This is a genomic window from Streptomyces sp. NPDC088745, assembly GCF_044751045.1.
In the GTDB taxonomy this organism is placed as follows: domain Bacteria; phylum Actinomycetota; class Actinomycetes; order Streptomycetales; family Streptomycetaceae; genus Streptomyces; species Streptomyces cremeus.
In genome coordinates, this window is sequence record NZ_JBIVLB010000006.1 from 258,821 (window position 1) to 283,136 (window position 24,316).

Annotated in this window: 24 protein-coding genes; 13 read left to right on the plus strand and 11 right to left on the minus strand. The window is 72.7% G+C overall.

Annotation, left to right across the window (positions count from 1 at the left end):
- Window positions 1-85: 85 nt before the first annotated feature.
- Window positions 86-1,312, plus strand: a complete 1,227-nt coding sequence (locus ACIP93_RS18615; protein ID WP_380837488.1) for a serine hydrolase domain-containing protein — start codon at window positions 86-88, stop codon at window positions 1,310-1,312.
- A gap of 70 nt (window positions 1,313-1,382) precedes the next feature.
- Here the strand turns inward: ACIP93_RS18615 and ACIP93_RS18620 are convergent, their stop codons facing one another.
- The 4 genes from ACIP93_RS18620 to ACIP93_RS18635 form a co-directional block, all read right to left on the minus strand.
- On the minus strand, window positions 1,383-1,640 hold the full coding sequence (locus ACIP93_RS18620; protein WP_345219652.1) for a hypothetical protein: 258 nt from the start codon (window positions 1,638-1,640) through the stop codon (window positions 1,383-1,385).
- 157 nt (window positions 1,641-1,797) lie between these two features.
- Entirely contained in the window at window positions 1,798-3,717 is a 1,920-nt protein-coding gene (htpG, locus tag ACIP93_RS18625; protein ID WP_401760227.1) for a molecular chaperone HtpG, read from the minus strand.
- Window positions 3,718-3,809: 92 nt separating this feature from the next.
- Window positions 3,810-4,463 (minus strand): type III effector protein, encoded by a 654-nt coding sequence (locus ACIP93_RS18630; protein WP_401760230.1) that lies wholly within the window; start codon window positions 4,461-4,463, stop codon window positions 3,810-3,812.
- Window positions 4,464-4,744: 281 nt separating this feature from the next.
- Window positions 4,745-5,506, minus strand: coding sequence for an isocitrate lyase/phosphoenolpyruvate mutase family protein (locus ACIP93_RS18635; protein WP_345219655.1), 762 nt, complete (start codon window positions 5,504-5,506; stop codon window positions 4,745-4,747).
- A gap of 181 nt (window positions 5,507-5,687) precedes the next feature.
- On the opposite strand from ACIP93_RS18635, the gene ACIP93_RS18640 reads away from it, so the two are divergent.
- The 8 genes from ACIP93_RS18640 to ACIP93_RS18675 all read left to right on the plus strand — a co-directional run bounded on the left by ACIP93_RS18640 (window position 5,688) and on the right by ACIP93_RS18675 (window position 12,184).
- A complete protein-coding gene (locus ACIP93_RS18640; protein WP_401760233.1) occupies window positions 5,688-6,581 on the plus strand; it encodes an SGNH/GDSL hydrolase family protein in 894 nt (297 codons plus the stop codon).
- 172 nt (window positions 6,582-6,753) lie between these two features.
- Window positions 6,754-7,860: an acyltransferase family protein gene (locus ACIP93_RS18645; protein WP_401760236.1), complete on the plus strand. Its 1,107-nt coding sequence runs from the start codon at window positions 6,754-6,756 to the stop codon at window positions 7,858-7,860.
- Between the two features lie 18 nt (window positions 7,861-7,878).
- The gene (locus ACIP93_RS18650; RefSeq protein ID WP_401760238.1) at window positions 7,879-8,082 is read left to right on the plus strand and encodes a hypothetical protein; all 204 of its coding nucleotides are present in this window, start codon (window positions 7,879-7,881) and stop codon (window positions 8,080-8,082) included.
- Between the two features lie 201 nt (window positions 8,083-8,283).
- On the plus strand, window positions 8,284-8,979 hold the full coding sequence (locus tag ACIP93_RS18655) for a response regulator (RefSeq protein WP_401760241.1): 696 nt from the start codon (window positions 8,284-8,286) through the stop codon (window positions 8,977-8,979).
- Between the two features lie 134 nt (window positions 8,980-9,113).
- A complete protein-coding gene (locus tag ACIP93_RS18660) occupies window positions 9,114-10,577 on the plus strand; it encodes a sensor histidine kinase (RefSeq protein WP_401760243.1) in 1,464 nt (487 codons plus the stop codon).
- The gene (locus ACIP93_RS18665; RefSeq protein WP_401760246.1) at window positions 10,574-11,119 is read left to right on the plus strand and encodes a hypothetical protein; all 546 of its coding nucleotides are present in this window, start codon (window positions 10,574-10,576) and stop codon (window positions 11,117-11,119) included. Before ACIP93_RS18660 ends, ACIP93_RS18665 begins: the two co-directional genes overlap by 4 nt.
- Before the next feature lie 81 nt (window positions 11,120-11,200).
- Window positions 11,201-11,941: a dienelactone hydrolase family protein gene (locus ACIP93_RS18670; protein ID WP_401760249.1), complete on the plus strand. Its 741-nt coding sequence runs from the start codon at window positions 11,201-11,203 to the stop codon at window positions 11,939-11,941.
- Between the two features lie 3 nt (window positions 11,942-11,944).
- Window positions 11,945-12,184 (plus strand): hypothetical protein, encoded by a 240-nt coding sequence (locus tag ACIP93_RS18675; protein WP_401760252.1) that lies wholly within the window; start codon window positions 11,945-11,947, stop codon window positions 12,182-12,184.
- A gap of 52 nt (window positions 12,185-12,236) precedes the next feature.
- Here ACIP93_RS18675 and ACIP93_RS18680 read toward each other — a convergent pair whose 3' ends face one another.
- On the minus strand, window positions 12,237-12,989 hold the full coding sequence (locus ACIP93_RS18680; RefSeq protein ID WP_401760255.1) for a GntR family transcriptional regulator: 753 nt from the start codon (window positions 12,987-12,989) through the stop codon (window positions 12,237-12,239).
- 273 nt (window positions 12,990-13,262) lie between these two features.
- Between ACIP93_RS18680 and ACIP93_RS18685 the strand changes: the two genes are divergently transcribed.
- From ACIP93_RS18685 to ACIP93_RS18695, 3 genes are all read left to right on the plus strand, one after another.
- Entirely contained in the window at window positions 13,263-14,114 is an 852-nt protein-coding gene (locus ACIP93_RS18685; protein ID WP_401760258.1) for a ribokinase, read from the plus strand.
- Window positions 14,115-14,855: 741 nt separating this feature from the next.
- Window positions 14,856-15,896 (plus strand): nucleoside hydrolase, encoded by a 1,041-nt coding sequence (locus ACIP93_RS18690; protein WP_401760261.1) that lies wholly within the window; start codon window positions 14,856-14,858, stop codon window positions 15,894-15,896.
- Window positions 15,893-17,281 (plus strand): MFS transporter, encoded by a 1,389-nt coding sequence (locus ACIP93_RS18695; protein ID WP_401760264.1) that lies wholly within the window; start codon window positions 15,893-15,895, stop codon window positions 17,279-17,281. Before ACIP93_RS18690 ends, ACIP93_RS18695 begins: the two co-directional genes overlap by 4 nt.
- On the opposite strand, the gene ACIP93_RS18700 is transcribed toward ACIP93_RS18695, so the two are convergent.
- From ACIP93_RS18700 to ACIP93_RS18720, 5 genes are all read right to left on the minus strand, one after another.
- A complete protein-coding gene (locus ACIP93_RS18700) occupies window positions 17,256-18,062 on the minus strand; it encodes an amino acid ABC transporter ATP-binding protein (protein WP_345219667.1) in 807 nt (268 codons plus the stop codon). The genes ACIP93_RS18695 and ACIP93_RS18700 overlap by 26 nt on opposite strands.
- Window positions 18,063-18,067: 5 nt before the next feature.
- Entirely contained in the window at window positions 18,068-18,862 is a 795-nt protein-coding gene (locus ACIP93_RS18705) for an amino acid ABC transporter permease (RefSeq protein WP_401760266.1), read from the minus strand.
- 13 nt (window positions 18,863-18,875) lie between these two features.
- On the minus strand, window positions 18,876-19,673 hold the full coding sequence (locus ACIP93_RS18710; RefSeq protein WP_401760268.1) for an ABC transporter substrate-binding protein: 798 nt from the start codon (window positions 19,671-19,673) through the stop codon (window positions 18,876-18,878).
- A 337-nt stretch (window positions 19,674-20,010) separates the two neighbouring features.
- Window positions 20,011-21,441, minus strand: a complete 1,431-nt coding sequence (locus ACIP93_RS18715; RefSeq protein WP_380837490.1) for an amino acid permease — start codon at window positions 21,439-21,441, stop codon at window positions 20,011-20,013.
- 103 nt (window positions 21,442-21,544) lie between these two features.
- Complete coding sequence (locus tag ACIP93_RS18720) at window positions 21,545-21,775, minus strand: hypothetical protein (protein ID WP_401760270.1); 231 nt, start codon at window positions 21,773-21,775, stop codon at window positions 21,545-21,547.
- A 259-nt stretch (window positions 21,776-22,034) separates the two neighbouring features.
- Here ACIP93_RS18720 and ACIP93_RS18725 point away from each other — a divergent pair, with 259 nt between their 5' ends.
- Complete coding sequence (locus tag ACIP93_RS18725; protein ID WP_401760272.1) at window positions 22,035-22,811, plus strand: S1 family peptidase; 777 nt, start codon at window positions 22,035-22,037, stop codon at window positions 22,809-22,811.
- A gap of 336 nt (window positions 22,812-23,147) precedes the next feature.
- On the opposite strand, the gene ACIP93_RS18730 is transcribed toward ACIP93_RS18725, so the two are convergent.
- The gene (locus tag ACIP93_RS18730; protein ID WP_401760274.1) at window positions 23,148-24,071 is read right to left on the minus strand and encodes a LysR family transcriptional regulator; all 924 of its coding nucleotides are present in this window, start codon (window positions 24,069-24,071) and stop codon (window positions 23,148-23,150) included.
- Window positions 24,072-24,316 lie beyond the last annotated feature (245 nt).

The window sequence follows — 24,316 nt, forward strand, 5'->3', positions numbered from 1 at the left end:
CCCCGGCGGCGCACCCCACAGGTGCGCCGCTTCAGCGACCAGTTGAGAACGAGGAAGTCACGTGTCCCTGCCGACGCACCGGCGCATGGCCGTCAGCGCCACCCTGATCACCGCCCTGGCCTGCGGCCTCGCCCCCGCCACGGTGGCCTCCGCCGCCCCGCAGGCCCCGGCCGGGCCCCGGACCCCCGCCGTCCCCGCCCCCGACCTGGAAGGGGTGACCGCGGCCCTGAACGCCGCGATGGCCAACGGCGCCCCGGGCGCGATGGCCCGCTTCACCGGCCCCGACGGCGTCCGCACCCGTACCGTGGGCGTCCGCGACCGGGTCAGCGGCGAGGCCATGGACACCCGGGCACGCTTCCGCATCGGCAGCGTCAGCAAGACCTTCTCCAGCGTCGTCCTGCTCCAACTGGTCGACGAGGGGCGGCTGGAGCTGGACGCTCCCGTCAACCGCTACCTGCCGGGCCTGCTGCCCGACGAGCGGATCACGGTCCGTCACCTGCTCACCCACCGCAGCGGGCTGGCCGACTACACCGACCAGATGTTCGCCCGGACCGTGCCCGGCTTCGAAGCCGTCCGCAACCGCGTCTTCAGCCCCCAGGAACTGGTCGGCCTCTCGCTGGCCCTCCCGCGCACCACCGAGCCGGGCGCCGCGTACAAGTACTCCAACACCAACTTCGTCGTCGTCGGCATGCTCATCGAGAAGACCACCGGCACCTCCCTCGCCCGGCAGTACGAGCGCCGCGTCATCAAGCCCCTGAACCTGCGCCACACGTCCTACGTCCACCCCGAGACGCGGATCCAGGGCCAGCACGTACGCGGCTACCTCCACCCCGACGAGGAGGGCGCGCCGCTGGTCGACTCCACGGAGCAGACCGTCTCCTGGGCGCAGGCGGCCGGTGCGGTCATCTCCGACCCCGCCGACCTCAACACCTTCACCACCGCGCTGATGCGGGGCAGGCTGCTGTCGCCCCGGATGATGGACGCCATGACCACGGTCACCCCGACGGACGCCGCCCAGACCCGCTTCTACGGGCTGGGGCTGCGCCGGTACGACCTGTCCTGCGGCACCCAGGTGTACGGCCACACCGGGACCGTCCAGGGCTTCTACACCTACGCCTTCGCCACCCGCGACGGCCGCCGCGCGCTGTCCGCGATGGCGAACACCTCGAACCGGGGCGCGGTGAACACCGTGCTCGGCGGCACGCTGGAGGCGGCCTTCTGCGGCAAGCCGGCCAAGCCGGCCGCCGGCCAGGGCAAGCAGCGTTCGCTCTCGGTCGTCCCGGCGGAGGCCGACCTGCCCGAGAACCGCTGAGCAGCCGCCCGGACCGGAGGGGCGGGAAGGAGGGCGGGCGCCTCCGCCCCTCCGGTCCGGGCGACAGGCGCTACGAGGACGCGGGCCGCGCCCCGTCCGGGCCCTCCGGACCGTCCGTGCGGCCGAAGCTCTCCGCGTGGCCGAAGGCGGAGAACGCGCGTTCGGGCCGCTGACCCGGAACGGCGCGTGGACCGCCCCAGTCCAGGGCCCGCCTGGCCTGGTCCTGCGTCTGCTCGGCGGCGACACGGCTCGCCGTCAGGGCGTCTCCCCGTTCCTGGACGAGGAGGTCGTAGATCGGTGTGGGTGCGGATATGGCTGAGGTAGTCACGAGAAGACATTCTTACCGCTGTCCGGCGTGGCGACGGCATGCGTCTGCATGGTGAAACTTGTCACGGCCCCCGTCGCACGGGTCGTCCGCGTCCCACCGTCCCGTGCCGGGGCGGGTGCGGCCGGGCGCGGCGCACGCGCCCGGCCGCACCCGTGCGTCACAGCGCGCGGGTGAGACGTTCGGTCAGCAGCCGGGTGAACCGGGCCGGGTCGGGCAGCTCGCCGCCCTCCGCGAGCAGCGCGCTGCCGTAGACCAGTTCGGCGGTCTCCGCCAGCGCCGGATCGTTTGCGTCGGCCTCGTGCGCGGTGCGCAGCGCGGTGATCAGCGGGTGCGCGGGGTTGAGCTCCAGGATCCGCTTCACCGGAGGCAGCTCCTGCCCCATCGCCCGGTACATCTTCTCCAGGGTCGGCGTCACGTCGTGGGCGTCACCGACGATGCAGGCCGCGGAGGTCGTCAGGCGCGACGACAGGCGGACCTCCTTGACCTGCTCGGACAGCGCGGTGGTCAGCCACGGCAGCAGGGCCGCGAAGTCCTGCTCGTGCCGGGCCTTCTCGGCGTCCTTCTCCTCGTCGCCCTCGGCGCTCCCGCCGAGGTCCACCTGCCCCTTGGCGATGGACTGGAACCGGTGGCCGTCGAAGGCCGGGACCCGGTCCACCCACACCTCGTCGACGGGGTCGGTGAGGATCAGCACCTCGTACCCCTTCGCCGTGAAGGCCTCCATGTGCGGGGAGTTCTCCACCATCGCGCGGGTCTCGCCGGTCAGGTAGTAGATGGCGTCCTGACCGTCCTTCATGCGCTCGACGTACTCGCGCAGCGTGGTGGTCTTCTCCGGATCGTGGGTGGAGGCCGCCGACACCAGCTCCAGCAGGGTCTCGGTGTTGTCCGGGTCCTCGATCAGGCCCTCCTTCAGCGCCCGGCCGAACTGGGCCCACACCTTCGCGTAGCGCTCGGCGTCCTTGGCCTGCATGTCCTTGACCGCGCCCAGGACCTTCTTGACCAGCCGCCGGCGTACGCCGCGGATCTGCCGGTCGTGCTGGAGGATCTCCCGGGAGACGTTCAGCGACAGGTCGTGGGCGTCCACGACACCCTTGACGAAGCGCAGGTAGTCGGGCATCAGCGCTTCGCAGTCGTCCATGATGAACACCCGCTTGACGTAGAGCTGCACGCCGCCGCGGGTCTCGCGGGAGAACAGGTCGAAGGGCGCCTGCGAGGGGACGAACAGCAGTGCCTCGTACTCGAAGGTGCCCTCGGCGCGCATGTGGATCGTCTCGGCCGGGGGCTGCCAGTCGTGGCTGATCTGCTGGTAGAACTCGTGGTACTCGCTCTCGGTCACTTCGGCGCGCGGGCGGGCCCACAGCGCCTTCATCGAGTTGAGCGTGTCGACCTCCCGCGTGGTCGCGCCCTCGGCGTCGGTGCGCTCGGCGGCCATCCGGATGGGCCAGCGGATGAAGTCCGAGTACTGCTTGACGATCTGACGGATCTTCGACTCCGACAGGTAGTCGGCGAGGCCGTCTTCACTGTCGACGGGCTTGAGGTGCAGGGTGACCGAGGTGCCCACGGGCAGGTCCTCGACGGGCCGCAGGGTGTAGGCGCCCTCGCCGTCGGACTCCCACTGGGTGCCGGAGTCGGTGCCGGCCCGCCGGGTGCGCACCGTGACCGTGTCGGCCACCATGAACGCCGAGTAGAAGCCGACGCCGAACTGTCCGATCAGGTTCTCGGCGGTGACGGCGTCCTGGGAGTCCTTGATCTTCGCCAGCAGGTCGGCGGTGCCGGACTTGGCGATCGTGCCGATCAGCTCCACGAGGTCGTCCCGGCTCATGCCGATGCCGTTGTCCCGGACGGTCAGCGTGCGGGCCTCCTTGTCGACCTCCAGTGCGATGTGCAGGTCGCTGGTGTCGAGCCCGGAGAGGCCGGAGTCGGTCAGCGACTCCAGCCGCAGCTTGTCGAGGGCGTCGGAGGCGTTCGAGATCAGCTCGCGCAGGAAGATGTCCTTGTTCGAGTAGATCGAGTGGATCACCAGGCGGAGCAACTGCCGTGTCTCGGCCTGGAATTCCATCGTCTCGACACTGCTGGCCATGGAGGGACCTTTCTGTGGGTCTGGGCTTGTTGGGCTGCGGAACGGGCAGGGACGGGGCGGGCGCGGCCACCGCGTGCGCCGCGCCGGGCAGGTCAGTCCTCGGGAGCGGCCGTCGGAGCGCCTCGGTCTTCGAGGGCGTCCAGGGACGCGACGAGACCCGCGTGGCGGGCGAGGAGGTGGGGGCGCAGGTCGGCCAGCGGCGCGAGGAGTTCGGCTGCGTCGGCGGCGCCGAGGGCGCTGTGCAGGGCGGCCTGGGCCGGCCGCGCCTCGGACCCGAGGTGGGGGAGCGCGGTGATCCGCGCGGCGAGGCGGCGCAGGTCGGCCGCGTTGGCGCGGGCCCGGGCGGCGGTGTCGCGTTCGGCCGCGCGGGCCCGGCGGGTGGCCGTCACGCGCTGCTCGCCCGTGGTGCCGACGGCGCCGGGGCGCCCGCGCAGGTACCGGCGTTCGGCGGCCTGGCGGCTGGCGACGCCCAGCGGGCCGGCCAGGTCCGCCCAACTGGCGCCCGCGCCGCGGGCGGTCTCGATCAGGCCGGTCTCCCAGCCGGCCAACCGCTCACGGACCTGCCGCAGCAGCATCAGGGAGGCCAGCGCCTGTTCGGGACCGGGCCGGACGGGGTCGGGTCCCTCGTGCTGGGCGTCGCGCAGGGCGTCGTCCACGGCGGCGAGGGCGGCCGCCGCGGCGAGGAAGGACGCCGGACCGTGGGCGTCGTCGGTACGGGGCGTGGGCGGCTGGTCGGCTGCGGCCATGGGTACCTCCCTCGGGCGAACGGTCATCGTGGCGACGACATCTGAGCTGTCGTCGATCGGATGACATAGTACAGAGGCGCGCTCGGAGCCTGGGCCCGGTGGCCCGGTGGCCCGGTGGCCCGGTGGCCCAGTGCCCGGCGGTCCGGTGTGCGTCCTGTCCTGGGCGGCGACCGTTCCGCCGTGCCGCGGGGCCGTCATGCCGTACGGGCCGGCTCCCCGCACCCGTTTCCGTGGCGGGGAGCCGGCCCGTACGCCTGGCTCAGTGACCGGTCACGAGGCCGTCACGGCGCCCACGGAGCGATGGCGTCCTTCATCGCCTCCGTCATGGCGAACTGCAGGAACGGGCCGTAGGTGATCCGGCCGACCCCGAGGCGGCGGAAGCGCTCAAGGTCGTGCTTGACCGGGTGGGCCGTGGTGTTCACGGGCACGCCGACCGCGCCGGTCACCGCCGTGAGCAGGTCGTCGCTGTCCTGGATGCCCACCGGGTAGACGCTGTCGGCGCCGGCCTCCTGGAGGGCGCGCAGGCGCTCGACGGTCTCGTCCAGGACGTCGGCGGCGTTGTCCGCGTGCATGAACAGGTCGGTGCGCCCGTTGACCCAGACCGGGACGCCCGCCTTGTCGGCCGCCGCGCGGAGGCCGGCGATGTACGTCGCGTGCTCCTGCGTGGTCCGTACGCGGCCGCCCTCGGAGTGGACGGTGTCCTCAAGGTTGAGGCCGACCCCGCCGGCCTCGGTGAGTCCGGCGATCAGGTCGGCGGGGTCCTGCCCGTAACCCGCCTCCAGGTCCACGGAGACGGGGACGTCGACCGCCGCGATGATCGGCCTGACGGCGGCGAGCACTTCCTCGAAGGTCTGCCCCTCCTGGTCTGCGGCTCCCCGGGAGTCGGCGAGCGGATGACTGCCGATGGTCAGCGCGGGGAACCCGGCGGCGACGGCCGTCCGGGCGGACCAGACGTCCCAGACGGTCGGCAGAACGAGCGGCTGGTGCTCGGCGTGCAGCTTCTTGAGGCGTTGAGCCCGCTCAACGGTGGTGTGAAAGTCCATGACCAGGACGCTACCCCCTGCACCGCGACAAAGGAGCGCCTTCGCGGGACGCCGGTGATCACGGGCCGCGAAGCGCCTGCTTGACGGCGGCTTCCGCGGAACGTGACGGGCCGTTCCCCGGTGTGTGATGAAGCGATGACGGGCCGTCCGAACGGCGGTTCCGTGTCTTTCGCTGGACCGCATGAACAACCACGACATGAACAACCACGACTTCGACCGCAACGGCAACGGCAACGGCAACGGCACGAACCGCAACCGGGCGGGCCGGCCGCTCCTCCGTCGGCCCTCCGGCCGGCTCGCCGCCCTCGTCGCGGCGGCCGCGTGCGTCGGTGTCCTCGGGCTCACGGCCTGCCAGGGCAGCGGGTCCGCCAAGGACGCGGACACCGCGGGCAAGGGAACGGGCACCGCGTCCGGCGCGGCCACCAAGGACGGCGCGAAGCCCGCCAGACTGCTGTGGATGGGCGACTCCATCGGCGAGGCGCAGGCACCCGCGCTGGGCGCGGCGATGAAGGCCGACGGCGTGGAGTTCAAGTCGATGGCGGCGGCCGGCGGCGGCGGTGTCGTCGGTGAGATCGCCGCGCCCACCTGGGAGAGCCTGCCCCGCGAGCTGAGCTCCTTCAAGCCCGACGTGGTGGCGTACCAGATCACCACCTACGACTGGGGCACCCCGGCGGAGCAGAGGGCCGCCTACGAGAAGCTGGCGAAGACGGTGAAGGACGCGGGCGCCGAACTCGTCCTGGTCTCCGCGCCCCCGTTCAGGATCGACGACTTCTACAAGGCGAACGAGGCGGCGATCAAGGCCGCCCCGAAGTCGGCCCGGGACGTCGCTTCGCAGCACCCGGACGAGGTCCACTTCCTCGACGCCTCCGCCCTGTGGGGCGACGACGGTTCGGCGGCGAAGGCCCAGCGGAGCAAGGACGGCATCCACTCCTGCCAGCAGGGCTCGGCCGCGTTCGCCCAGTGGTTCGACAAGGAACTCGGCAAGCGGTACTCGTACACGCCCGCGCCCGCCGATCAGTGGGCCACCGGTTCCTGGACGGGCGACAAGGTTTACGGCCCGCTGGGCTGCAAGTAGCCGCGAGCGGGTCCGCAGCCGCAGCCCTGCGGGCCGCCCGGTCTTCCGGCTGTGCCGGCGGCGGGCCGCCGGCCGCGTGGCGTCACTGCTGCCGCCCCCGGCGTCCGGCCGGCCCCGCCCCGCTCTGCCCCCTCCCCGCACCCGTCACCCCGTCCACCCGAAAGACATCCGCATGCGCACCCCCGTCGCCCTCCGAACCGCGTTCTCGCGCGCCGCCTCCCAGCGCGCCGGCAGGCATGCCCGTACCGCAGACACGACTGCGCCACCCACCACCGGCGCCGGCGCCGCAGCCCCGGCCGCCGTCCCCGCGGCCCCGGCCGGGCGGAAGCGGCACATCGAACCCCTGGACGGGCTGCGCGGTCTGGCCGTCCTCGGTGTCCTGTTCTTCCACGCGGGCCATTTCGGCGGCGGCTTCCTCGGCGTGGACCTGTTCTTCGTGCTGTCCGGGTTCCTGATCACCGGACTCCTGCTGCGGGAGACGGCGGCCCGGGGCGGACGCGTCGACCTCCTCGCCTTCTGGGGGCGGCGCGCCCGCCGTCTGGTGCCCGCCCTCGCCGTGACCGTCGCCGCCACCCTGGTCCTGCTGTGGGCCTTCGGGCCGCCCGCGCTCCTGGGCCAGGCCCGTGACGACACCCCCTGGGTGCTCGCCAACCTCGCCAACTGGCACTTCATATCCGACCGGCTCGGCTACTGGGACGCGGCCGGCACCCACGTCTTCAGCCACCTGTGGAGCATCGCCGTCGAGGAGCAGTTCTACCTGCTGTGGCCACCGCTGCTGTGCCTGGTGGCGCGGGGCCGGCACGCGGGCCGCAACGTCGCGGTCGTGGCCGCCGCCGGGGCCCTCGCCTCGCTGCTGCTCATGATCGTCCTCGTCGACCCGGTGGACACCACCCGCGTCTACGAGGGCACCGACACCCGGGCCTTCTCGCTGCTCCTGGGCGCCCTGACGGCCACTCCGCCCGCCGCCCGGCTGCTCGCCCGCCTCACCACCAGGGCGGCCGGGCGGGTGGCGCTGGTCCTGGCGTGCGGGATCGGCGCGTACTGGGCGCTGACCGAAGGGCAGACGTCGGCCGCCCTCTTCCGCGGCGGCCTGTTCGCCCACGCGCTGGCCGCCGCCCTGCTCATCGGCTGCCTGGCCCAGGCCCCGGCCGCCCCGCTCGGCAGGGCCCTGCGGGTCCGGCCGCTGCGCTGGGCCGGGCGGATCTCGTACAGCCTCTACCTGTGGCACTGGCCGGTGTTCCTGCTGCTGAGCGAGGAACGCCTCGGGCTGACGGGCTAGAGCCGTACGGCCGTCGTCATGGCGGTGTCCGTGGCAGCGGCCGCGCTCTCCACGTACCTGGTGGAGGACCCGGTGCGGTTCCGGGCCCGCTGGGCGACGGGCAGGACCGGAGCCCTGGCCCTGGCGGCGGTGTACGTCGTCCTGGTGTGCCTCTGGGGCGTCATCCCGCAGCCCCGGGCGGGCGCGGGCTCGGTGGACCTCACCCGCCTCACGGGGGGCTGAACCCGGCTCCCGGCGGCCTGACCTCACCTCGCCGGGGCCGACGCCATTCGTACGCGCGCCGTCTTCACCCCGACCGTCAACGTTTCGTCATAAAACGGGAGAAGCCGCGTCATATGCTTCCAGCACCCTGGTGGCGGGAGCGCCCCAGCGCCGCCCCCTCCCACCCCGACCCCCGTGTTCCGCCGGAAGGGCACAGCACCCATGGCACGAGTCCTGCTCATCGAAGACGACCCCGCCGTCCAGAAGGGCGTCGCCCTCGCCCTGAAGCGGCGCGGTCACGACACCGAGATCGCGGGGAGTGGCGAGACGGGGCTGCTCGCCCTGGAGCGGTACCGGCCCGACCTCGTCCTGCTCGACCTGATGCTGCCGCAGATGAGCGGCCTCGAAGTGTGCCGCCGCATCCGTGAGTCCCAGCAGATCCCGATCATCATCCTCTCCGCGCGCGGCGACGAACTCGACATGATCGTCGGCCTGGAGGCGGGCGCGGACGACTACGTCGTGAAACCCGCCAGCGGGGAGATCCTCGAAGCCCGGATGAAGGCGGTGCTGCGCCGCGTCGCCCCCCACCAGGACACGGGTGTCGCCCCCCTGGGCATGGAGGAGTTCGCCGGTCTCACGGTGGACCGGGCCTCCCTGCGCGTCACCAAGCACGGCACCGAACTCGCCCTCGCCCCCTCCGAGTTGAAGCTGTTGCTGTTCCTGAGCGCGGTACCCGGTCAGGTCCACAGCCGCCAGCAGCTCCTGGAACAGGTCTGGGAGCACTCCTTCTACGGGGACGTCCGCCTCGTCGACGCCTGCGTCATGCGCTTGCGCGCCAAGATCGAGGACGACCCGCGCCACCCCGTCTACGTACAGACGGTGCGCGGCTTCGGATACCGCTTCGGGCCCCTGTCGTGAGCCCTCGCCCGCCCGGCGGGGAAACGGACTCCGCGCCCCCAGGGGCCCGCAGACCGTCCCGGCCGGTCCCGGCACACGAGCCCCGCCCGCCCCTCCGGCCGCGCCCGCCGCGCGGCCTGCGGGCCCGGCTCGTCGTGGCCTTCCTGCTCGCCGCCGCCTTCGGGGCCCTGCTGACCGCCGGTCTCACCTTCCGCGAGGCCCGCTCGGCGATCCTGCAACGCACCCAGGACACCGCGACGGCCGACCTGCGCGGCCAGCTCGACTCCCTCGCCCCCGACCTCGTCTTCCCTCCGACGACGCAGACCCTGCGCGGCCTCGCCCTCCAGCTCGACCGGGCCGGCGGCTCCCGCCTCTGGCACGCCTCCGCCGCGTACCAGCGCGGCCCCCTGGTCTCCGCGTCCCCGGCCGCCCCCGCCTCCCCGGCACCGCCGGTCGCACCGGTGCCCGACACCCTGCGCCGCGAGGTCGAGAGCGGCGGCCACGCCGCCTACCAGTACGTCGAGCGCGACGGCCGCCCCTGGCTCGCCGTCGGCATGCCCGTCGCCTACGCCCGGGAACCCGCCCGCGCCGACACCCCACGGCAGGACAACCCCGCCGGGCTCTCCGGTCTCACCGCCTACGTCTCCTTCCCCCTCGACGACGACCAGGCCGACATCGAGGCCCTGATCACCGCCGCACAGGCCGGAGCGGTGCCCGCCCTCGCGCTCGCCCTGATCCCCGCCCTGTACGCCGCCGCGCACATCCTGCGTCCCGTACGCCGGCTGCGGGGCGGCGCCGAACGCATCGCCGCCGGGGAACTCGACACCCGGCTCGACGTCCGGGGTCACGACGAACTCGCCTCCCTCACCCGCTCCTTCAACACCATGGCCGCCACCCTGGAACGCGACGACGCCGAGCTGCGCCGCCTGGAGGCGGGCGCCCGCCGGTTCGCCTCCGACGTCGCCCACGAACTGCGCACCCCGCTCGCCGCCATGGCCGCCGTGACCGAAGTCCTCGACGAGGACGCCGCGTCCGGGGTCCTGCCCGAGGACACCGCCGACGCGGTACGTCTGATCAGCACGGAGACCCGCACCCTGGCCCGCATGGTCGAGGACCTCATGGAGGTCTCCCGCTTCGACGCCAAGGCGGCCCCCCTGCACCTGGAGAACACGGACCTGCGCACCCTCGTCGCCAAGACGCTCCAGCTCCGCGGCTGGGCCGACGACCCCCGCGTGCGCACCGACCTCCAAGGACCGCTGCCGGTACGGGCCGACCCCCGCCGCATCGACGTGATCCTGGGCAACCTGATCGGCAACGCCCTGCGCCACGGACGCCCGCCGGTCGTCCTCGCCGCCCGTGCCGACGCCGACGACGGCCGTACGGTCGTCACCGTCACCGATCACGGCCCCGGCATCCCCGCCGACGTCCTCCCGCACGTCTTCGAGCGCTTCTACAAGGCCGACACCGCCCGCACCCGCTCCGAGGGCAGCGGCCTGGGCCTCGCCATCGCCCACGAGAACGCCCTCCTGCACGGCGCCGCCCTCACCGCCGCCAACAGCCCCCACGGGGGCGCCGTCTTCACCCTGGCCCTGCCCCCCGCCCCGCTGGAACAGCCATGACCCGCCCCCGCCCCGCCCCCGCCCTCCTTCTCCTTCTCCTCTTCACGACCACCGTGGGCTGCGGGATCAGCGCCACCGATCCCCGCGACGCGGGCGGCCCCGCCTCGGGCGTCCCGCGGCCGGGCACCGAAGCCCGTTCCGTACGCCTGTACTTCGCGGGCCCGTACGGCATCCGGGCCGTCACCCGGCCCACGGACCGCCCGCTCAGCCCGCAGCACGCACTGGACCTCCTCCTGGAGGGCCCCACCCCCGCCGAACGCCGGCGCGGCCTGATCAACCAGGTCCCGCCCATGGGCGGTCAGCTCACCGCGAACGCCGTCACCGGCGCGGTGGACGTCTTCGTCCCCTCGGCGGTCAGCGCCGGCGACCTCGACGTCACCGCCATCAGCCAGCTCGCCTGCACCGCCGCGCACGCGGAGGTCCCCGGCACCAGGAAACCCGAGCAGATCGACATCCGCATCCACGAGAACCTCGTCCGCTCCGCCACTCCCTGGACCGTCCGCTGCGCCCCGGACAACAACGCGGTGCCCGTCACCCCCTGACCCCCGGCCGGTGCCGGCCCGCCGTCTGCCGTCGGTGAACACCACCCCGAGCGGACGCGACCGGCACTACCGTCCAGCCGCATGACGACGATCACCACGCGCACGGTGGAGTACCCCGCCGACAACCTGACGATGACCGGCCACCTCGCCCTCCCCGCCGGCACCGGACTCCGGCCCGCCGTCCTGATCGGACCCGAGGGCACGGGGCTCAGCGACGTCGAACGCCGCCGCGCCGAGGCGCTGGCCGAACTGGGGTACGTGGCACTGGCCTTCGACCTCCACGGCGGACGCTATCTGGCGGACCCCGAGGACATGCTGGCGCGCTGCATGCCGCTGCTCGCCGATCCCGACCGGATGCGGGCGATCGGTCACGCCGCGCTCGACGTGCTGTGGGCCGAACCAGGTGCCGACCGCGCCCGGACCGCCGCCATCGGCTACGGCACCGGGGGCGCGATCGCACTGGAGCTCGGCCGCGACGGCGTCGACCTGCGCGCGATCGGCACGGTCAACGCACTGACCACCGGCCGGCCGGGCGAGGCGGCGCGCATCCGCTGCCCGGTGTGGGCCGGGGTCGGGTCCCAGGACCCGATCATGCCGCCCGCGCAACGGGAGGCGTTCGCCGAGGAGATGCAGGCCGCGGGCGTCGACTGGCGCATCGTGGTCTACGGCGGAGCCCTGCACGCCTTCCACCACCCGACGGTCGGCCACACGGTGCGTCCCGGCGTCGGCCACCACCCCCGGCACGCCCGGCGGGCCTGGCACGACGTCGTCGCCCTGCTGGCGGAGTGCCTGCTCCCGGAGCGCCCGTCCGGCACGGACTGAGGCATGATCACCGTGGACTACCGGCCGCTGTGGACATCTGGGCCGGTCTCGACACCCGCCGCGGCGGGGCCCGGCACGACCTCGTACGCGAGCGGAGCCGCCGACGACCGGGCCGGGACCGGCCGGCCGGGCACGCCCAGGAACTCGACGGCCGGTACGTCACCGACGAGCCGCCCCTACGACGTGTTCGCCTCGGTCCTGGAAGTCCTGGCCGAAGGCGGCATGGACGTCACCCTGGTGTGATCCGCCGCCGGATCGCGCTGACGCTCCTCCTGCGCGAGCGCTCCCGCCGCCGTCAGTGGCGTTGGTTCAGGTGGATCAGGGGCGCGCCGCCGGGGACGAGGTACTTCGCGGCCAGTACGGGGCTGTTGTCCGCGGTCACGACCTGCGTGATCAGCATCGCGGGCGTCTCGGGCGGCCGGTTCATGGCCCTGCCCCGCTCCTTGCCGAGGATCGTCGCGCCCATCGTGCTCTTGGCCGCGAGCGCACGGTCCTCGGCCGTCGCGATCAGGAGCGCGAGCATGCTGATCGGCGGCGCGGGCGAGACGGTCGCACCGAGCGCGGCCGCGAACGCGGGGCCGAGTTCGCCCAGCGCGGAGGCGTCGGCCGCCCATTCGTGCGCGAAGCAGGCCGGGACGCCGTCGACCTCCACCAGGGTCTCCCAGAACCAGGTGCGGCTGACGGGCGGGAGCCGGAGGTGGAAGCCGGAGAAGTCGGTCGGCTCGTCCAGCTCGGCGGCGAGGCGACGGCAGGTCACCGGACCGGGGCCGAGCAGCGCCTCGACGGGGGACAGGCGTTCGATGCCCCGGGTGGCGGGGGGCTGGTTCACCCGGCTTCCGACCCCGTGCTTGCGCGTGATGACGCCGTCCTCCTGGAGCAGGATCAGCACTTCGCGCAGGGCGGGCCGGCCGACCCCCAGTTCGGCGGCGAGCACGGGCTCGGAGGGGAGTTTCGTGCCCGGTGGATACGTGCCGTCATGAATCGCGGCGACGATGCGCTCGTAGAGCTCGACCCTCGGCTGACGGCGTCGCGTACGAACCTGCGTCACTCCGCATCCCCCTCGTGCTGCTGCTGTGCCGGCCCGGCACATCCGTTCGTCCTCACTGGCCGCGCGAGTTGTCGGACTTCTGCGGGCCCTGCCGAGCATACTCGGGCCCGGCCCGCCCGAATACGTGTGAAGTTCCCCCTTGTCGCGGGCCCCGTCCGGAGCTACTGTCCCACCAGTCGATCACGAGTTGTAAGACAACTGGCGTCTCGCCCTCCCTCCCTGGGCGGCAAATCGGCCGAAAAGTTTCCTCCGCTCCCCGCGAAAGGTCCGACAATGCATGACCAGCAGCCCACCGTGGTGGTGCTCGGATCCCTCAACATCGACCTGGTGACCCGAGTGCCCCGGCACCCGGGGGCCGGCGAGACCGTGCTCGGCAGCGGGCTCACCGTGCTGCCCGGCGGCAAGGGCGCCAACCAGGCGGTGGCCGCCGCACGTGCGGGAGCCCGGGTCCGGATGCTCGGCCGGGTCGGCGAGGACGACGGCGGCCGCCGCTACCTCGCGGCACTGGACGCCGACGGCGTCGACACACGGGACGTGGTCCCCACCCCCGGCGAGCCCACGGGGCAGGCGCACATCTGTGTCGACGACCTCGGCGAGAACACCATCGTGGTGATCGCGGGCGCCAACGGGGCCGTCACCCCGGCCGACGTCGAACGGGCCGCCGACGTCATCGCGGAGGCCGACGTGCTGCTGCTCCAGTTGGAGACGCCGCTCCCGGCCGTCGTGCGGGCCGCGGAGCTCGCCGACCGGTCCGGCGTGCGGGTCGTCCTCAACGCCTCTCCCGTGGCCGAAGTGCCCTCCCGGCTCCTGCGGCTCGCCGATCCGGTGATCGTCAACGAGCACGAGTACGAGGCACTCGGCGAGGACGCCGGGTCGGTGTGCGTGACCCTCGGGGGCCGGGGCGCCCGCTGGGGCGAACACGAAGCCGTGCCGCCGCCGGTCGAGGTCGTGGACACCACCGGTGCCGGCGACTGCTTCGCGGGCACGCTCGCCGCCCGGATCGCCGCCGGGGAACCGCCGGCCGAGGCGCTCCGTGCCGCGGTCACGGCGGGGGCACGTGCGACGACCTGGCACGGCGCCCAGGGACGAAGCCTGGACGCGCCCTCCTCGCCCCCTCTGCCTTGACGGCGGCCGGGGCCCCGCCTCTGCCCTGGGCGGACTTACGCTCCTTGCGCGGTGAGCCGGGCCGGGGTCCTGTCGCGCTGAGCGTATCCACGTTCCGTGCGCCGTGAGCCCGGCCGGGCCCTGTCGCTCTGGGCGCGTTCACGCCCCTTCTGCCCCGAGGGCGGTCGGGGCCCCACCCCTGGGCGCACTCACGCTCCTTGCGCGGTGAGCCGGGCTGGGGTCCCGCCCCTGGGCGTGTCCACGCTCCCCGCGCCGTGAGCGCGGCCGGGGTCTTGCCGCTCTGGACGCATTCACGACCCTTCCGCCCTGACGGCGGCCGGGGCCCCGCCCCCGGCGTATCCACGCTCGCTGCGCGGTGAGCCGGCTCCAGGCCCTGTCGCGCTGAGCGCATCCACGCTCCCCGCGCCTCGCCCCCCGGCCACGGTCCCGTTCCCCCCGCACCCACTCCCTCCCCCCCAGGCCCGCCGGGACCCCCCCCGCCCTGAGCGCACCCACCTCCCCTCCGCCCTGATCCCGGCCGAGGCCCCGCCACTCCACACCCACGCTCTCCCCACCCTGAGCGCGCCCGCCCTCGTTCCGGCCCGACCCCGCCGGGGTTCTGCCGCCCTGAGCGCACCACCCTCACCCCGGCCGCCGCCCCGTCGCCCCGCACTCACCCACCCCGCCCCCACACGATCCCCCTGCCCGGCCGGCGGCAGCCCCCCGTACCCAACCGATCGATCACCTCAAGGACGAAGTGACATGACGACCCCCCAGCCCCTGCTGATGGACTGCGACACCGGCGTCGACGACGCCCTCGCCCTGCTCTACCTGGCGCTCTCCCCGGACGTCGACCTCCGCGCGGTCACCACCGTCGGCGGCAACACCGCCGCCCGGCAGGCCGCGGTCAACACCCTGCAGGTCCTCGAACTCGTGGGACGTACGGACATCCCGGTGGCCGCCGGAGCCGACCGGACCCTCAAGGGCTCGCTGCCCCACTACGCCACCCACGTGCACGGCGACAACGGCATCGGCAACGTGCAACTGCCCGCCCCCACCGCCCCGGTGGCCGACACGGACGCCGTCGACCTGATCATCGAGACGGCCCGGCAGGCGGACGGGGCGCTCTCCCTGCTCGCCACGGCACCGCTCACCAACCTCGCCCTCGCCCTGCGCCGGGAGCCCCGGCTGCCCGAACTGGTCCGTCACCTCACCGTGATGGGCGGCGCCGTGCACCACCCCGGCAACATCACCCCGCTCGCCGAGGCGAACATCGGCAACGACCCGGAAGCAGCCGCGCTGGTCCTGGCCGCCGACTGGGACCTGACGATCGTTCCGCTCGACGTGACCATGCGGGAGAACCTCACCACCGCCACCCAGCGGGACCTGCTCGCCCACGGCTCCCCGGCCTGCGTCTTCGCCGCCCGCGCGCTCGACGTCTACTTCGACTTCCACGAGGAGGTCGCGCTGCCCTTCCGGGGGTCGGCGTGTCACGACCCGCTGGCCGCCGCGATAGCCGCCGGTCACGTCGTTCCGCGGCTGGCCCCGAGGCTGCACGTGGACGTCGAGACCGGTGACGGCCCGGCACGCGGGGCGCTCGTCGCCGACACCCGCGCCCTCTACCTGTCGTATCCCGAACGGGCCGACGCCACCGCCCGGGTGGTCCTGGAGACCGACGGCCGCTTCCCCGGACAACTGGTCGAGCGCCTGCGCACGAGCACCCCGGCGGCCGACACCGCGAGCCCTGCCACGAGCACCCGTACGACTCGTACGACCCGTACGAACGGCGGTACCGCCGCGTGAACCCGACCGCGCCCCACGCCACCGGCACCGCCCCCCGGACCCACCGCTTCCTGCTGCCGGCCCTGATCACCGGCGTCGTCGCCTTCCAGCTCAACGCCTCGATGGTGACGCCCGCGCTGCCGGAGATCGCCCGCGCGCTCGACGCCCCGCTGAGTACGGTCTCCCTCTCGCAGAACCTCTTCTTCCTCGTCGGCGGCGTCGCGGGCGTCGTGCTGTCCCGGCTCAGCGACCACCTCGGCCGCCGTACGGTACTGCTCGCCTCCCTCCTCGTGATGTGCGCCGGCACCGTGCTGGCGATGCTCGCTCCGAACGCGGGGCTCCTCATCGCCGGGCGGGTGCTCCAGGGAGCCGCGGGGGCCACCTTCCAACTGACGTACCTCCTGGTCCGCGACACGATGACGCCGAAGCAGTTCGGCACCGCGCTCGGCGTCATCACCGCCATCAACGGGGGCGTGGGCGGAGTCGACGGCTTCCTCGGCGGGTTCGTCGCCGACCGGCTCGGGTTCCGCTGGATCTTCGGCGTGATCCTCGTCGTGGGCCTGCTCGCCCTGGTCTGCGTGGCACGCGCCGTGCCCGGCGCCGCACCGGCCGCGCACACCGGACGGATGGACTGGTGGGGAGCCGCCTCGCTGTCCGCCGCGATCGTCTGCGTCAACCAGGCGATCAGCCAGGGCGGTGCGCACGGCTGGGGCTCCCCGTGGCCGCCGGTGCTGCTGGTCGCGGGCGCCGCCCTCTTCGTCGCCTTCTGGCAGATCGAGAAGCACGGCAGCACCCCGCTCATCGCGGTGGAGGCCCTGCGCTCGCGCCAGGTGTGGCCCCTGATGACGACGACGCTGCTGACCCTCGTCGGTGTCTTCGCCGCCATGAACTTCACGGTCGTCCTGCTGAGCCAGGACGACCGGGCGGGATTCGGCATGTCGGCGACGCTCGCCGCCCTGCTGTTCCTGACTCCGCCCGCGGCGATCGGACTGCTCGCGGCCCCGGTCGCGGGCTGGCTGGCACCCCGCAAGGGGTGGCTGCCGATGCTGCGCGCCGGTCTGCTCGCGTCGGCGCTCACCCTCGCCGTCGCCGCGGTCTTCGCCGGGGACCGCTGGGTGGTGCTGGCCGCCTGCTGCGCGCTCGGCGTCTTCTACAACGGACTCACGCTCACCATGCTGAACGGCCTCGGGGTCGTGCTCTCCCCGAAGGAGAGCCCCGGCGCGCTGCCCGGGCTGAACGGGGCCTGCTTCGGCATCGGCGCCTCGGTCGGCATCGCCCTCGTGGGCCCGGTGGCCGCCACCGGCACGCTCGGCGGCTACCGGACCGCACTCGGCCTGGCGGTCGGCGTCTCGCTGCTCGCCCTGCTCGCCTCCCTGCTGATCAAGCAGCCGGCGGACCGCTCCTGACGCCCCTCGCCGCCGGGTCCAGCAGGCGGGCGAGGAAGGAACGGGTGCGGGCGTGCGCCGGCGAGCCGATCACCCGGTCCGGGGGGCCCTGCTCGACGACGACCCCGCCGTCCATGAAGACCACCCGGTCCGCGACCTCCCTGGCGAAGCCCATCTCGTGCGTGACCACGAGCATCGTCATCCCCTCGTCGGCCAGCGAACGCATCACCGCCAGCACGTCGCCGACCAGTTCCGGGTCGAGCGCCGACGTCGGTTCGTCGAAGAGCATCAGCCGCGGGTCCATCGCCAGCGCGCGGGCGATGGCCACGCGCTGCTGCTGGCCGCCGGAGAGCTTCGCCGGGTAGACGGCCTCCTTGTCCGTGAGGCCGACCCGGGCCAGCCGCTCGCGGCCGATCCGGGCGGCCTCCGCCTTGTCCCGTCCCAGCACCCGGCGCTGCGGGAGCGTCAGGTTCTCCAGGGCGGTCAGGTGCGGGAAGAGGTTGAAGGACTGGAAGACCATGCCGATGCCGCGGCGCACCCGGTCGATGTCCACGTCCGGGTCGGTGACCTCGTCGCCCGCCACCCGGACCGTGCCCGAGGTGGGCGCCTCCAGCAGGTTCACACAGCGCAGCAGGGTCGACTTCCCGGAACCCGAGGGGCCGATGACGCACACCACCTCGCCGTACGCCACGCTCAGGTCGATGCCCGAGAGCACCTCCAGCGCGCCGAACGACTTGTGCAGGCCGCGCACTTCGATGGCGGGCGCGTCGGGCGCCCTCCGTGCGTCCGGAGAGTTCTCCATCTCGCTCACCTCGCCCTTGACGTACGTGCTTCGAGCCGCCGGACGAGATGGCCCAGCGGCAGGGTGATCACCAGGTAGCAGAGGCCGGCGATCAGGATCGGGGTCAGGCTGCGGTTCTGGTTCAGCGCGTCCCTGCCGAACTTCGCCAGTTCGTACTGGGACAGCGAGAGCCCCAGCAGATAGACCAGCGACGAGTCCTTGGTCAGCAGGATCAGCTCGTTGGTGAGCGGCGGCAGTACGATGCGCAGCGCCTGCGGGACGACGATGGAGACCATCGCCCTGCCCTGCGACATCCCGAGCGAACGCGCCGCCTCCGTCTGCCCCCTGGGCACCGCCAGGATGCCCGCCCGGATCGTCTCCGCCATGTACGCGGCGCCGACCAGGCCGAGCGCCAGCATGACCGTCACGTACTGGTTGAGGGACACCTGGAAGGCCAGCGGGACGCCGAAGCCCAGCGCGATGAACACCAGGAGTGCGGGCACCCCGCGGAAGAACTCGATGTACGCGACGGCCAGCCAGCGGTACGGCGGCACCGTCGACAGCCGCATCAGCGCGAGCAGCAGCCCGAGGCCCAGCCCGAAGCCGAAGCCCAGCAGGGTGTAGAGAACGGTGTTGACCAGCGCGGTGGTGATGATGTCGGGGAACTGGGACCTGGCGACCTCGACGTCGAAGAAGGCACGCCGGATCTCGCCCCAGTCGGCGGCGAGCGCGACCACGAGCACCACGCCGAGCAGGACGGCGTACTGCGCGCCCCGCACCGCCCGGGCCCGTTGCCGTCGGGACAGTCTGGACTTGGCCATCGGCTGGGGGTCCTCAACTCTTGGGGGCGGCGGGGAACCACTTCGTGTAGATCGCCTCGTAACGCCCGTCCGCCCGCGCCGCCTTCACGGCCTTGTCGATCTCCTCGCGCAGGGCCGTGTTCCCGGTCCTGACGGCGATCCCGTACTTCTCGCCCGTGTCGAACTCGGCGGTGACCGCCAGCTCGGGGTTCTTGCGTACGTACTCGAAGAGGACACCGTTGTCGTTGACGGCGGCGTCCACCTGACCCGTCTTCACGGCGGTGAGCAGCAGCGCCACGTCCTCGAACTGCACGGTCTCGACGCCCGCGCCGTTCTTCTTCGCGTACGTCTCACCCGTCGTGCCCTGCTGGACCCCCAGCTTCCTGCCCTTCAGGCCCGCGAGGGAGGTGTACGGGGAGCCCTTCTTGGCGATCAGGGCCTGGGTGGCGTCGAAGTACGGCGCGGAGAAGTGCAGGTTCTGCTCGCGCACCGGTGTGATGGTCATCCCCGCGGCCGCGAGGTCGCACTTGCCCGCGTTCAGGTCCTCGCCGGTCTGGATGCCCTCGAAGGGCGTGTCGACGATCTCCTGGGTGACCTTGAGCTGCTTGGCGACCAGGTCGACGATGTCGACGTCGAAGCCCACGACCTTGTTGTCCTTGCGGAACTGGAAGGGCTCGTACGGCAGATGCGTGCAGGTGGTGAGCCTGCCCTCGGCCACGAGGGAGATCCCGGACCCGTCCGAGCCGGAGGTCTTCGTACTGGTGCAGCCGGTCGCCACGAGGGCGAGGGCGGTGACGGCGGTGACGCGGGACAGCACGGTGCGAACGGACAAGGCGCCTCCATACGAAGAGGTGCGGCCGACGCCCCGGGGGCGGGCCGCACGGAATCGTGGTGCGGTCGTGGTGCGCGTGCGATGCGCCGATCTTGCCACCCCCGGTGCCGGATGTCTCCAGCGCGGACGGCTGTCTCCGGCTGTCCGCCACGGCCGGGGCCGACTGGGTCCGCAACCGCCGCCGCCCGGACCGTGGAAACCCGGGAGCGACACGGCCGGGGCCCACGGAGCCCGGGACCGCCGTACGGCCCGGCCCGAGGCGGTCCCGGGAACGACGCAGCCGGGGCCGAGGGGGCAGGTCCGCCCCCTCGGCCCCGGCTGCTGAGGCTCCGCCGGATCAGGCCGCCGTCCGTCGTGCCGCGTCCCTGCGCTGCTTCGCCCAGCCCGCCAGGGCGAGCGCCGCCACCATCACCGCGGAGACGTACAACTGGTCGCGTCCGCCGGGCGTCGTGGCCATCGCCACGAACACCCCGGCGATCGCCAGCAGCGCGGCCCACGTCAGGTACGGGAAGCCCCACATCCGGATGGTGAGCAGCTCGGGCGACTCCCGCTCCAGCCTGCGCCGCATCCGCAACTGGGTGACGCAGATGAAGACCCAGCCGACCAGGATGGCGACGCCGGTGGTGTTCATCAGCCAGGTGAAGACCGTGTCCGGCCACCAGATCCCGGCGAACACGGCGAAGAAGCCGAAGCCGCAGGAGGCGACGACCGCGGCCATCGGGACGCCGCCGCGCACACCGCCGAGGAAGCGCGGGCCGAGACCGCGCGAGACCAGCGAGTACGCCATGCGCGAGGAGCCGTAGATGTTGGCGTTCATCGCGGACAGCAGCGCGACGAGGATGACGGCCTGCATGACGGTGCCGGCGGCGGGGATGCCGAGGCGGTCCAGGACGGTGACGTACGGGCCGTCGGCGGCCACCCGCGGGTCGTTCCACGGCACGAGGGCGACGACCAGGGCCATGGAGCCGACGTAGAACAGGGCGATGCGCCAGACGGCCGTGCGCACGGCGCGGGCCACGTTGGCGCGCGGGTCATCGGACTCGGCGGCGGCGATGGTGACGGTCTCCAGGCCGCCGTACGCGAAGACGGCGGTGAGCAGTCCGGCGATCAGCCCGGTCGTGCCGGTCGGGAAGAAGCCGCCCGCGCCGGTGAGGTTCGAGGCGCCGGGGGCCTCGCCGAACACTCCGCAGACGCCGAGCACGCCGAGCACCAGGAACGCGCAGATCGCGGCGACCTTCAGGGCCGAGAAGCAGAACTCGAACTCGCCGAAGTTGCGCACCGCGGCGAGGTTGCTGAGGCAGAAGAAGACCATGAAGACGGCGACCCACCCGTAGGCGGGCAGGAACGGCACCCAGCCGTGCATGATCTCCCCGGCCGCGACGGCCTCCGCCGCCACCCCGCAGCACAGCATGGTCCAGTACGTCCATCCCGAGGTGGCCCCGGCCCAGGCGCCGAACTCCCGCTCCGCGTGCACCGAGAACGAACCGGTGGAGGGGCGCGCGGCGGACATCTCGCCCAGCATCCGCATCAGGAGCATGACGACCGCGCCCGCCACCGCGAACAGCAGCACCACCGCGGGACCCGCTGCCGCGATGCCCGCGCCCGACCCCACGAAGAGACCGGCCCCGATGACCCCGCCGAGGGCGATCATCGAAAGGTGCCGCTGCTTGAGGCCGTGGGAGAGCCCGCTCGGCGGGTCGCTCTCGACGGGGCCGTGCTGGGCGGGGGGATCGGCCAGGGCCGTGCCCGCCGAGGTTGTCCGGTTCATGGTCGTGCCTGTTCGGTATGTGAGACGAGTGGCTCACAGTATGGAGCGATCACGCCCGGAACGAAGCGGGTGTCCGATATTCGGACAGGTGTCCCTCCGGGCTTCAGGCGAAGACCAGCAGCAGGGCGGCCAGAGCCGCCGAGCAGCCGGGTTCGACCAGGCCCACCGTCCGTACCCGCGGCCCCCGGCCCGGCAGCACCGCCGCCCGCAGCAGGAAGCAGGCGAAGAGTGCCGCCGACACCGGGAGCAGCAGCGCCGCGCAGACCGCCGCCGCGGCGTGGTACGCGACCGAGCCGTACCGGTAGCCGCGGTTGCGGCGCCCGGCGGGCCTCACCCGCAGGAACACGAAGTGCGAGCCCGCGCATCGCGACCGGCGGCAGTGGACAGCTGTCGGCTACCGCTCCACGACGCAGCGTCGCCAGGCGTTTCTCCACCCGGCCCCTCCCGGTATGCGAGAAGTGATCATTCTTGTGGTGGCGTGACGGAACCGCACACCCCTTCCCGCCCCTCATGACGTGTGCACCGCCGTACCGCAACGCCCGTACGGCACATGCGCCACCCGTGCCGTCTCACGCACCACACCGGGAGCCCTCGTGTTCAAGCTCAGCAAGCGTTCCACCGCCGTCCTCACCACCGGGCTTCTCGCCGCGCTCGGAACCGCGGCCGGGATCGCTCCAGCGGCCGCCATTCACGGAGGCAAAGGTACGACCGTCGTGGATCACCCCTACGTGGTGTCGCTCCAGACCGTGGCGGGAGAGCACTTCTGCGGCGGAACCCTCATCGCCCCGGCCGAGGTGCTCACCGCCGCGCACTGTGTCGACGAGAATCTGAAGCCCGGCGCACTGCGGGTCGTCGGCGGGCGGACCGACCTGCGGACCAGTAAGGGTACGGTCGCGAAGGTCGCGACGATCAAGATCCACCCGAAGTACGACGACGGCACCTACAACCAAGACGCAGCCGTGGTCACCCTTGCGAAGCCCATGCCGTACAAGACGCTGCCGGTGGCGGGCCCGAAGGACGCGGCACTGTTCAAGTCCGGTACCCGGGTGACCGCGCTGGGCTGGGGCCTCACCGAGACCGGTACGAGGGGTGTGCGGCTGAAGTCGGCGGGGCTGGTACTGGAGCCGCTCGCGAAGTGCGCTCCGTTCACCGAGCCCTGGGAGACCGCGGCCAACAAGCTCTGCGGGACCCCTCTCCCCGGTACCAAGAACAGCATCTGCGCCGGCGATTCGGGCGGTCCGCTGATCGCGGGTGGCAAGCTGGTCGGCCTCACCTCGTCGGGCAACCACTACTGCGACGACACCTATCCGTTCAGCATCTTCACCCGGTCCACCGCCATCACGGCAAACCTGGGCATACCCACCTCCTGAACACCTGCCCGCCCCTACTCGCCGCGCCGCTTTCTTCGCTGTCGTCCACCGCGAGCCGAGCGTGTCCAGTACGGCTCGGCGTCCGCCGCCGGGCGTGTCGGCCACGGCCCGGCGTGTGTTGCCGAACTTGCCGGCACGCTCACGGATATTGTCCGACACCGCCCCGGGACTCACCTCATCCACGCCTGGGCCAGTCTCCGGTGCCTCCGTGGACTCTGGCCGGGAACGTGACATCCGGCGACTCGTTGCCTCTGCGCCCCACCGGAACCAGTCGCACTCCTCGCCGACCTGAAGGGAAACTCGGTAACGGGGCCCGACGACGACACGGTGGGCGGGTCAGAGGCCCGGTGGTTGCAGGTGGGTGGTCATTTCCAGCAGGCGGATCACCGCGGCGTCGGCGTTAGGGCGGTGGACGGCGTAAACGCTGGTGTCCAGGTGGCTCACCTGCCCTCGGAGCGGGACCAGTGTCACGCCGGGATCGGTAAGGTGCCGCAGACTCCCGGGAGCGAGGCTCACGCACAGCCCTGCGGACACGTAGCTGAACAAGCCGCTGAGGTCGTCCGCGATCGCTACTCCCCGTGGGCTGAATCCTGCCTGCTGGCAGGCGAGTTGGAGTTGCCCGGCGAGGGTGGGCAGCGCCGTCGGGTCGGGCAGGACGAAGTCCTCGTCGGCCAGTTGAGCGAGTTCGATCCCGCGGGCCCCGGCCAGCCGGTGGTCGCGTGGCACCGCGGCAGCGATCCGCTCGGTGACGATGATCCGGCTGACGAGATCGTCGGAGAGCCGCCCCGGGTCCCGCAGAAATCCGAGGTCGAGCACCCCGTCCCGCACCTGGTCGACGACACCCGCCGATGAGCTGTGCTGGAGGTGTACGCGGAGGCCCGGGAGCCGTTCCGTTGCCTCCCGCAGCATCGTGGGGAGGTAGAGGTGGCTCAAGAGGCTCACGTACCCGACCCGGACGCCGCCTTCCATCCCGGCGGCGACCCGCCGGGCCCGGGCAACCGCGGCGATCTGCAGATCGAGGAGCCGCTGCGCATCGGTGGCGAACACCTTTCCGGCCGCGGTGAGGCGCGCGCCTCCCGGGCCGCGGTCAAACAGTTGCGCGCCCACTGTCCGCTCCAGGCGCTGGACCGATTGGCTCAACGGTGGCTGACTCATGCCGAGCCGCTCGGCTGCCCGGCCGAAGTGCTTCTCCTGCGCCACCGTCAGGAATTGTTCCAATAGCCGTCGCGACAGGTTCATATCATTTGCCATATGGTCCATTACCTCACCATATATTGGACAGACCTGCTCTGCCGGGTGTCGACTGGGCCTTGGAAGTTCTGGGTCCTGGAGGCACTGCTGCCGCACCCGATCCGCCGTCGTACGGGTCCCATGTCGTACCGGTCAATCGATGCGGATCCAGATCTTTCCCTTGCAGCTCGGTCACATTGCCGCCCGTCCCCCAGCCCCTTCTCCTGAAGACAGGGTCTGCGGGCGAGCCGACCCGAGCAGGTTTCCCTGGCATC

Coding starts and splice junctions, on each gene's coding strand:
- ACIP93_RS18630 (WP_401760230.1), bottom strand. CDS start 4,463: ATGGCCGCAGCCGACCAGCCGCCCACGCCCCGTACCGACGACGCCCAC.
- ACIP93_RS18715 (WP_380837490.1), bottom strand. CDS start 21,441: ATGAACCGGACAACCTCGGCGGGCACGGCCCTGGCCGATCCCCCCGCC.
- ACIP93_RS18655 (WP_401760241.1), top strand. CDS start 8,284: ATGGCACGAGTCCTGCTCATCGAAGACGACCCCGCCGTCCAGAAGGGC.
- ACIP93_RS18705 (WP_401760266.1), bottom strand. CDS start 18,862: ATGGCCAAGTCCAGACTGTCCCGACGGCAACGGGCCCGGGCGGTGCGG.
- ACIP93_RS18730 (WP_401760274.1), bottom strand. CDS start 24,071: ATGGACCATATGGCAAATGATATGAACCTGTCGCGACGGCTATTGGAA.
- ACIP93_RS18665 (WP_401760246.1), top strand. CDS start 10,574: ATGACCCGCCCCCGCCCCGCCCCCGCCCTCCTTCTCCTTCTCCTCTTC.
- ACIP93_RS18675 (WP_401760252.1), top strand. CDS start 11,945: ATGATCACCGTGGACTACCGGCCGCTGTGGACATCTGGGCCGGTCTCG.
- ACIP93_RS18615 (WP_380837488.1), top strand. CDS start 86: ATGGCCGTCAGCGCCACCCTGATCACCGCCCTGGCCTGCGGCCTCGCC.
- ACIP93_RS18650 (WP_401760238.1), top strand. CDS start 7,879: ATGGCGGTGTCCGTGGCAGCGGCCGCGCTCTCCACGTACCTGGTGGAG.
- ACIP93_RS18635 (WP_345219655.1), bottom strand. CDS start 5,506: ATGGACTTTCACACCACCGTTGAGCGGGCTCAACGCCTCAAGAAGCTG.
- ACIP93_RS18645 (WP_401760236.1), top strand. CDS start 6,754: ATGCGCACCCCCGTCGCCCTCCGAACCGCGTTCTCGCGCGCCGCCTCC.
- htpG (WP_401760227.1), bottom strand. CDS start 3,717: ATGGCCAGCAGTGTCGAGACGATGGAATTCCAGGCCGAGACACGGCAG.
- ACIP93_RS18700 (WP_345219667.1), bottom strand. CDS start 18,062: ATGGAGAACTCTCCGGACGCACGGAGGGCGCCCGACGCGCCCGCCATC.
- ACIP93_RS18690 (WP_401760261.1), top strand. CDS start 14,856: ATGACGACCCCCCAGCCCCTGCTGATGGACTGCGACACCGGCGTCGAC.
- ACIP93_RS18685 (WP_401760258.1), top strand. CDS start 13,263: ATGCATGACCAGCAGCCCACCGTGGTGGTGCTCGGATCCCTCAACATC.
- ACIP93_RS18670 (WP_401760249.1), top strand. CDS start 11,201: ATGACGACGATCACCACGCGCACGGTGGAGTACCCCGCCGACAACCTG.
- ACIP93_RS18640 (WP_401760233.1), top strand. CDS start 5,688: ATGAACAACCACGACATGAACAACCACGACTTCGACCGCAACGGCAAC.